Origin of the sequence: Streptomyces sp. UNOB3_S3 (assembly GCF_020740895.1) — a bacterium.
In the GTDB taxonomy this organism is placed as follows: domain Bacteria; phylum Actinomycetota; class Actinomycetes; order Streptomycetales; family Streptomycetaceae; genus Streptomyces.
Genome location: NZ_JAILXP010000378.1, coordinates 1 through 6,663, shown reverse-complemented (window position 1 = coordinate 6,663; position 6,663 = coordinate 1). Strand labels below are relative to the sequence as shown.

7 protein-coding genes are annotated in these 6,663 nt (G+C 71.4%); 2 read left to right on the top strand and 5 right to left on the bottom strand.

Annotated features, from left to right (window positions below; translation table 11 throughout):
• Both K6I33_RS29325 and K6I33_RS29320 read left to right on the top strand, forming a co-directional pair.
• Positions 1–682 (top strand): FHA domain-containing protein (locus tag K6I33_RS29325; RefSeq protein WP_229357567.1); only part of this gene is annotated, 682 nt, incomplete at its 5' end.
• Between the two features lie 59 nt (positions 683–741).
• Complete coding sequence (locus K6I33_RS29320) at positions 742–1,146, top strand: globin (protein WP_229357566.1); 405 nt, start codon at positions 742–744, stop codon at positions 1,144–1,146.
• 94 nt (positions 1,147–1,240) lie between these two features.
• Here the strand turns inward: K6I33_RS29320 and K6I33_RS29315 are convergent, their stop codons facing one another.
• From K6I33_RS29315 to K6I33_RS29295, 5 genes are all read right to left on the bottom strand, one after another.
• On the bottom strand, positions 1,241–1,969 hold the full coding sequence (locus tag K6I33_RS29315) for a hypothetical protein (RefSeq protein WP_229357565.1): 729 nt from the start codon (positions 1,967–1,969) through the stop codon (positions 1,241–1,243).
• Positions 1,966–2,415 (bottom strand): thioesterase family protein, encoded by a 450-nt coding sequence (locus K6I33_RS29310; RefSeq protein ID WP_229357564.1) that lies wholly within the window; start codon positions 2,413–2,415, stop codon positions 1,966–1,968. Before K6I33_RS29310 ends, K6I33_RS29315 begins: the two co-directional genes overlap by 4 nt.
• 2 nt (positions 2,416–2,417) lie before the next feature.
• Positions 2,418–4,082 (bottom strand): energy-dependent translational throttle protein EttA, encoded by a 1,665-nt coding sequence (gene ettA / locus K6I33_RS29305; protein ID WP_229357563.1) that lies wholly within the window; start codon positions 4,080–4,082, stop codon positions 2,418–2,420.
• A 168-nt stretch (positions 4,083–4,250) separates the two neighbouring features.
• Complete coding sequence (locus tag K6I33_RS29300) at positions 4,251–5,672, bottom strand: Cys-Gln thioester bond-forming surface protein (RefSeq protein ID WP_229357562.1); 1,422 nt, start codon at positions 5,670–5,672, stop codon at positions 4,251–4,253.
• A gap of 237 nt (positions 5,673–5,909) precedes the next feature.
• Complete coding sequence (locus K6I33_RS29295; RefSeq protein WP_229357561.1) at positions 5,910–6,329, bottom strand: single-stranded DNA-binding protein; 420 nt, start codon at positions 6,327–6,329, stop codon at positions 5,910–5,912.
• Positions 6,330–6,663 lie beyond the last annotated feature (334 nt).

Genomic DNA, 6,663 nt, shown 5'->3' with positions numbered 1-6,663 from the left:
GCCCCTCCAGTCGGCACCGCCGCCCCCGGCGCAGCACACCCAGTCGCCGCCGGGCTTCGAGTACACCGGCTCCCGGCCGTCGCGGGTCAACCGCCCTGCCGAGCCGCTGGCGCCGCCCTTCGGCGAGGACGACGACTGGGTGCTGACCCCGCCGGACGCGGCGTCCGCCCCCACGGGCGACCGGGCGCCGTCGGCCGGGCACAACCCGTATGCGTACGAGCCCTATGAGAGCGGCCCGCAGCACGTGCCCCCGCAGCCGGGCGTGCCCGCGCCGGCGGCGGGCTGGGTCGCGGTCGTCGCGCCCGACCGGGAGTACTTCCTGTCGATGATGAACCGCAGCGGCCCGGAGGCGGCGGGGCTGAACCTGCCCGCCTACTCCCCCGAGCTGCGCTTCCCCCTCGGCGGCCAGCAGGTCACCATCGGCCGGCGCCGGCACAGCACCGGCGAGTCCCCGGACATCGACCTGTCGCGCCCCCCGGAGGACCCGGGCGTCTCGCACCAGCACGCGATGCTAGTGCAGCAGCCGGACGGGGGCTGGGCGGTCGTCGACCAGGACTCCACCAACGGCACGACGATCAACGACTCCGAGGACGCGATCCAGCCCTATGTGCCCGTGCCGCTGCGGGACGGGGACCGGGTGCACGTGGGCGCGTGGACGACGATCACGGTCCGGCGTGGCTGAGGAGCCGGAAGGGACGTAAGACTCCGGTCCTCGGCCGGGGGGTCTGAGACCATGGAGGCGTGAATGAGATTCCGCGCGGCACGCTTTCCGAGCAGACCTTCTATGAGCAGGTCGGCGGGGAGGAGACCTTCCGGCGCCTGGTCCACCGCTTCTACCAGGGGGTGGCCGGTGACCCGCTGCTGCGGCCGATGTACCCGGAGGAGGACCTCGGCCCGGCCGAGGAGCGGCTGGTCCTCTTCCTGATGCAGTACTGGGGCGGCCCCCGGACGTACAGCGAGAACCGGGGCCACCCGCGCCTGCGGATGCGGCACGCGCCCTTCGTCGTCGACCGCGCCGCCCACGACGCCTGGCTCCGCCACATGCGGGACGCGGTGGACGAACTCGGACTGGCCCCGGAGCTGGAGCACCAGCTCTGGAACTACATGACCTACGCGGCCGCGTCCATGGTCAACGCCGACGGCTGACGGCCCGGGCGGTTCGCCCCGTAAGGGGCGCGGGGAACTGCGCGACCGGCCACGGACGGCCCGCAGCCGACTGACCGCGCAGCCAGCGGAGCGCTCAAGCGGGCGTGACCGTCAGATCCCGGAGGCCGCTTCCGGTCCCCACGCTGACGGCGACCGAGCCGTAGGGCGTGCGCAGGCGCAGCCAGCCGCGGGCGGCGAAGAGGACCGGCGCCTCGGGCGCCGGGGCAAGCGCCGGGCCGGCACCGGCCATGGCTCCGGCCCGCACGGGCCGCAGAAAGCCCAAGGACTGCGCCGCGTGAACGGCCCGCAAGGGCAACCCCGTGTCCCCGAGCGTCCGGGACCAGATCTCCCGCCCGATGCGGTCCCGCTCGGCCCGGGTACGCCGGTGCTCGGGCAGCGCCTCGTCCCGTGCGCGGAACTCCGCGACGGACGCGGCCACCGCGCCCCGTACGGCTTCCGCCCCCGGGAACCCCTCGATCCGTCGCCAGCCGCCGCGGGGCGGCAGGACACCGGCCCAGGGCGGGCCGGTGACGGTCTCGGGGACGGTGATCTCCAGCGCCCCGGAGGACGCGGGGGAGCCCGCGTCGAGGGCGTCCGCGAGCTGCCCCGCCGAGACGGTGACGTCCAGCGCGACGGGCTCGGCGAGCCGGGCCGTGCGGATGGCCAGCACCTCGAAGGACGGCGGACGGCCGAAAACACCGAGGACACCGCCACCCGCCTGGAGGCGGACGGCGGCGGCCCGGTCGTAGTGGATCAGCCGGGCCAGGAAGGCGGCCAGGTCGGCCGCCTCCCCGGCGTCGGCGAAGCACAGCCGCTGCGTCATGCGGCGACGGCCTCCCCGGAGGTCCCGGCGGGCCCGGCCGGCTCGTCGGAGAAGGTCTTGAGCAGCTCCTTCTCCTCGGCGGTGACCCGGCGGGGGCGGCCGCTCGCGAAGTCGAACGGGACGATCACGGTGGACGCCCGCACATAGACCTGCTCGGCGTCCTTGACCTCGTAGGAGACGGTCATGGACGCGGCGCCGACCTTGGTCACCCATGTCTCGACGGTCACCGGCTCCGGCCGGTGGACCAGCGGGCGCAGGTAGTCGATCTCGTGACGGGCCACGACGGACCCGTCGACGAAGGACTCCTTGCCCGCTCCCGCCTTCAGCTGGTGGATGAGGTCGATCCGCGCCTCTTCGAGGTAGCGGAGGAAGACCGCGTTGTTGACATGGCCGTAGGCGTCCATGTCGGACCAGCGGAGGGGGCACGAGTAGATGTGGCGCGCCATGGTCAGCCCCGGGTGAGCTTCTTGTAGGTGGCGCGGTGCGGACGGGCCGCGTCCGCACCGAGGCGCTCGATCTTGTTCTTCTCGTAGGACTCGAAGTTGCCCTCGAACCAGAACCACTTGGAGTCGCCCTCGTACGCCAGGATGTGCGTGGCCACTCGGTCCAGGAACCAGCGGTCGTGGGAGACGACCACGGCCGCGCCGGGGAAGTCCAGCAGGGCGTTCTCGAGCGAGGAGAGGGTCTCGACGTCGAGGTCGTTGGTGGGCTCGTCGAGGAGCAGCAGGTTGCCGCCCTGCTTGAGGGTCAGCGCCAGGTTGAGGCGGTTGCGCTCACCACCGGAGAGCACACCGGCCGGCTTCTGCTGGTCCGGGCCCTTGAAGCCGAACGCGGAGACGTAGGCGCGCGAGGGCATCTCGACCTGGCCGACGTTGATGTAGTCCAGCTCGTCGGAGACGACGGCCCACAGCGTCTTCTTGGGGTCGATGTTGGCGCGACTCTGGTCGACGTAGGAGATCTTGACGGTCTCGCCGACCTTGATCGTGCCGGAGTCCGGCTTCTCCAGGCCCTGGATCATCTTGAACAGGGTGGTCTTGCCGGCGCCGTTCGGGCCGATGACACCGACGATGCCGTTGCGCGGCAGGGTGAAGGACAGGTCGTCGATGAGGACCTTGTCACCGAACGCCTTGGAGAGGTTCTCGACCTCGACGACGACGCTGCCCAGACGCGGGCCCGGCGGGATCTGGATCTCCTCGAAGTCCAGCTTCCGCATCTTGTCGGCCTCGGCCGCCATCTCCTCGTAGCGGGCGAGACGCGCCTTGGACTTGGCCTGGCGGCCCTTGGCGTTGGAGCGGACCCACTCCAGCTCTTCCTTGAGGCGCTTCTGGCGCTTGGCGTCCTTCTGGCCCTCGACCTTCAGACGGGCGGCCTTGTTCTCCAGGTAGGTGGAGTAGTTGCCCTCGTAGGGGTGGGCGCGGCCGCGGTCGAGCTCGAGGATCCACTCGGCGACGTTGTCGAGGAAGTAGCGGTCGTGGGTGATCGCCACGACGGTGCCGGCGTACTTGGCGAGGTGCTGCTCCAGCCAGTTCACCGACTCGGCGTCGAGGTGGTTGGTGGGCTCGTCGAGGAGCAGCAGGTCGGGGGCCTCCAGCAGCAGCTTGCAGAGCGCGACACGACGCTTCTCACCACCGGAGAGGTTGGTGACCGGCCAGTCGGCGGGCGGGCAGCCCAGCGCGTCCATGGCCTGCTCCAGCTGGGCGTCGAGGTCCCAGGCGTTGGCGTGGTCCAGCTCCTCCTGAAGCTTGCCCATCTCCTCGAGCAGCGCGTCGGAGTAGTCGGTCGCCATCAGCTCGGCGATCTCGTTGAACCGGTCCAGCTTGCCCTTGACCCCGGCGACGCCGTCCTGGACGTTCTCCAGCACGGTCTTGTTCTCGTCGAGCTCCGGCTCCTGCATCAGGATGCCGACGCTGTAGCCCGGCGACAGGAACGCGTCACCGTTGGACGGCTGCTCCAGGCCCGCCATGATCTTGAGGACGGTGGACTTACCGGCACCGTTGGGGCCGACCACACCGATCTTCGCACCGGGCAGGAAGCTCAGCGTCACGTCATCGAGGATGACCTTGTCGCCGTGCGCCTTGCGCGTCTTGCGCATGGTGTAGATGTACTCAGCCAAGAGAAACCGTCCGGCATTCGAGAGGGGCCAATGTGCGGCTCCGCCGCGTGAGGGCAGATACACCCCATCTTGCCGTACGGGAAGCCCTGGGCGGAAACGCGTTGTGGACGACAGGCCGGTGACCGAGAGACGCCCCCCGGTCACCGATCGTCGTGGGCCGAGGCGGTACTACTGCCCGGACGGCTCCTTCCTTCGGAGGAGGAAGACGGCGCCGCCGCCGACCACGATGAGGACGATGGCCAGGCCCGCGATCTTCGGCGTGGCGGTGCTGCCGCCGGTGCCGGCGAGGTCACCGCTGGCGGAGCCGCCGGGGCCGGGGCCGCCGGAGGCGCCGGCGGTCCTCGCCGGGGTGGGGCTCGGCGAGGCGGTGGGCTTGGCGGGGCCGCTCAGCGCCGTGACGGGCGTCGCCGTCCTGCAGTCGAGGATGCCGGAGAACGTCTTCGAGAAGCCGTTGGGGCCGGTGACGGTGATCTTGTAGGGCTGGTCCTCGCCGACCTTCACCAGGGCGGTGTCGGTGCCGCCCGGCGCGACGGTGTGCTTCCTGCCGTCCAGGTCGAAGGTCCAGGGCTGGTCGCCCTTGTTCACCGCGGTGATCTCCACACCGCCCCCGGCGCAGTCCACCCGGGCGCTGACCGCGGGTATCGCGCCCTTGGCGGCCCAGCTCGCCGTGGCGCCGGCGGAGACGGTGCTCTCGCTGGAGCCGGCCAGGATCAGGCTCTGCGTCTTGGTGTGGTCGCCGACGAAGACCCGGCCGACCGGGACCTTGGTGGTGGCCGTGGCCCTGAGCGTGGTGGAGCCGTCGGGGGTGCCGGCCGGGACGTCGAAGTAGAGCTCGGTGCCGTTGGTCGTGGTGGTGACCGGCTTGCCGTCCTTGTCGACGATCTTCACGCCCTTGCCGGCGGCGTCGGTGGAGGGGGTGACGGTGACGCTGCCCGCGTCGGTGCGGACCTTGACCGGCCCGAGGCGCCCGCCCGCCTTGCCGGAGACGGCCGGCGGGTCGAGCGTCAGGGACGCCTTGGGCTCCTCGGTGTCCTCGGCGCTCTTGTGGAGGTAGTCGGCGAGCTTCTGGGCGGCGGGGTTCCCGGCGTCGACGCCGACGCCGTCCGAGTAGCGCCAGATGGCGACCTGGGTGCCCGCGGCGGCGGTGTTGGCGTCGAGGGTGCCGGCGCCGGACGCCTTGGCGAGCGCGCTGAGGTCGTTGACCTGCGGGTAGGAGTGCTCCAGGATCCAGCGGATCCTTCCCGCGTTCTTGTTGGCGTGCAGGGACGACTCGTTCCAGCCGGTCTCCCGGTACCTCGCGCCGTCGACGGTACTGGTGCGGATGTCGACGCAGTAGGTCTGGAGGGTGCCGCCGCCGTCGACCTTCATCTCGAAGAGGCCGGCCAGGACGTTCCGGCCGCCTCCCTCGCGCAGGACGGCCGGGCCGCCGGCCGTGATCCGGCCGAGCGTGGCGGACACACCGCCCTGGCTCCGCGGCGCCTCGTCCGCGACCGCGGCGCCCGCGGTGGCGGCCGTACCGCCGACGGTCAGCCCGGCCGTCAGCACCACCGCGGCAAGACGGGCGGCGCCCCGTCTCGTGACAGAGTTCATGGATTTCCTTTCGGGCGGGCGCGGATCACGCGAGGACCGGCTCCGGGTCGTCGCGGACGCACCCGCAGGGCAACTCAAAACTCAGCAGCCCCCGTTGCTATGGAGGGTGATCTTAGGGAGCGGCGATCACTTGGAAGTCGCACATACCTTCGGATGGCAGTTCCGAATCGGAATCGTTACCCCCGCAAGGTTTCCGGTCCGGGATTATCGATAAATCGCCGGTACAAACCCCACATTTCACGGGAGTGCCGCGACCCCGGCCACCATCCGCACCGGCTCGACCGGCAGCGGCCTGGCCGGTGACACTCTGCGGAACGCCGACGTACCGCGCGTGAGGTCGTGCCCGATGGACACGGCGTCAATGTCCGCCGAGAACCAGCGCTTTCCCTCGCGCTCCTGATCCTGGACGCGCAACTTTCCCTGCACGATGAGCGGTTCCCCGACCGACACCGAGCCCACCACGTTCGCCGCCAGCGTCCGCCACGCCCACACCGTGTAGAAGCTCGTATAGGCGTCCGCCCACTCCTCCCGCTGCCGGTCCCAGCGGCGCACCGTGGCCGCCAGCCGGAAGCGGGAGAGGGCCGCGCCGTTGGCCGCCTCCCGGTAGTCGGGCTGCGAGGCCACGTTGCCCACGACCGTCACCAGTGTCTCGTTCACCCTGAACGCCTCCCCCGTCGCTCATGGACCCCGAGGCCCTGCCCTCGCCGGTCCGTGAGCTCATGGTGACCGTGATCCGGGAAGCCCGCCGGAGGCTGTGGACAACCCCGCGGTTGTGCACAACTCCGTCACCCACAAGGGTTGAACCAGCCCCCAGGGGCTCCCGGCCGCCTCAGGCCTCCCCCGCCGCGATGACGTACTGCGCCCGCACCTCCCGGTACCGCAGGAGCTCCGCCGCCACCGGCTCCAGCACCCGGGCCCGCCCGCAGCCCGCCGCCGCGCTCCGCAGCCGGTGCTCGGTCTCCAGCCCGTACCCCCGCGCCGGTCCCCGCGC

Excerpts from the sequence above, each read along its gene's own strand:
- K6I33_RS29315 (WP_229357565.1), bottom strand. The coding sequence starts at position 1,969 with ATGACGCAGCGGCTGTGCTTCGCCGACGCCGGGGAGGCGGCCGACCTG.
- K6I33_RS29310 (WP_229357564.1), bottom strand. The coding sequence starts at position 2,415 with ATGGCGCGCCACATCTACTCGTGCCCCCTCCGCTGGTCCGACATGGAC.
- K6I33_RS29300 (WP_229357562.1), bottom strand. The coding sequence starts at position 5,672 with ATGAACTCTGTCACGAGACGGGGCGCCGCCCGTCTTGCCGCGGTGGTG.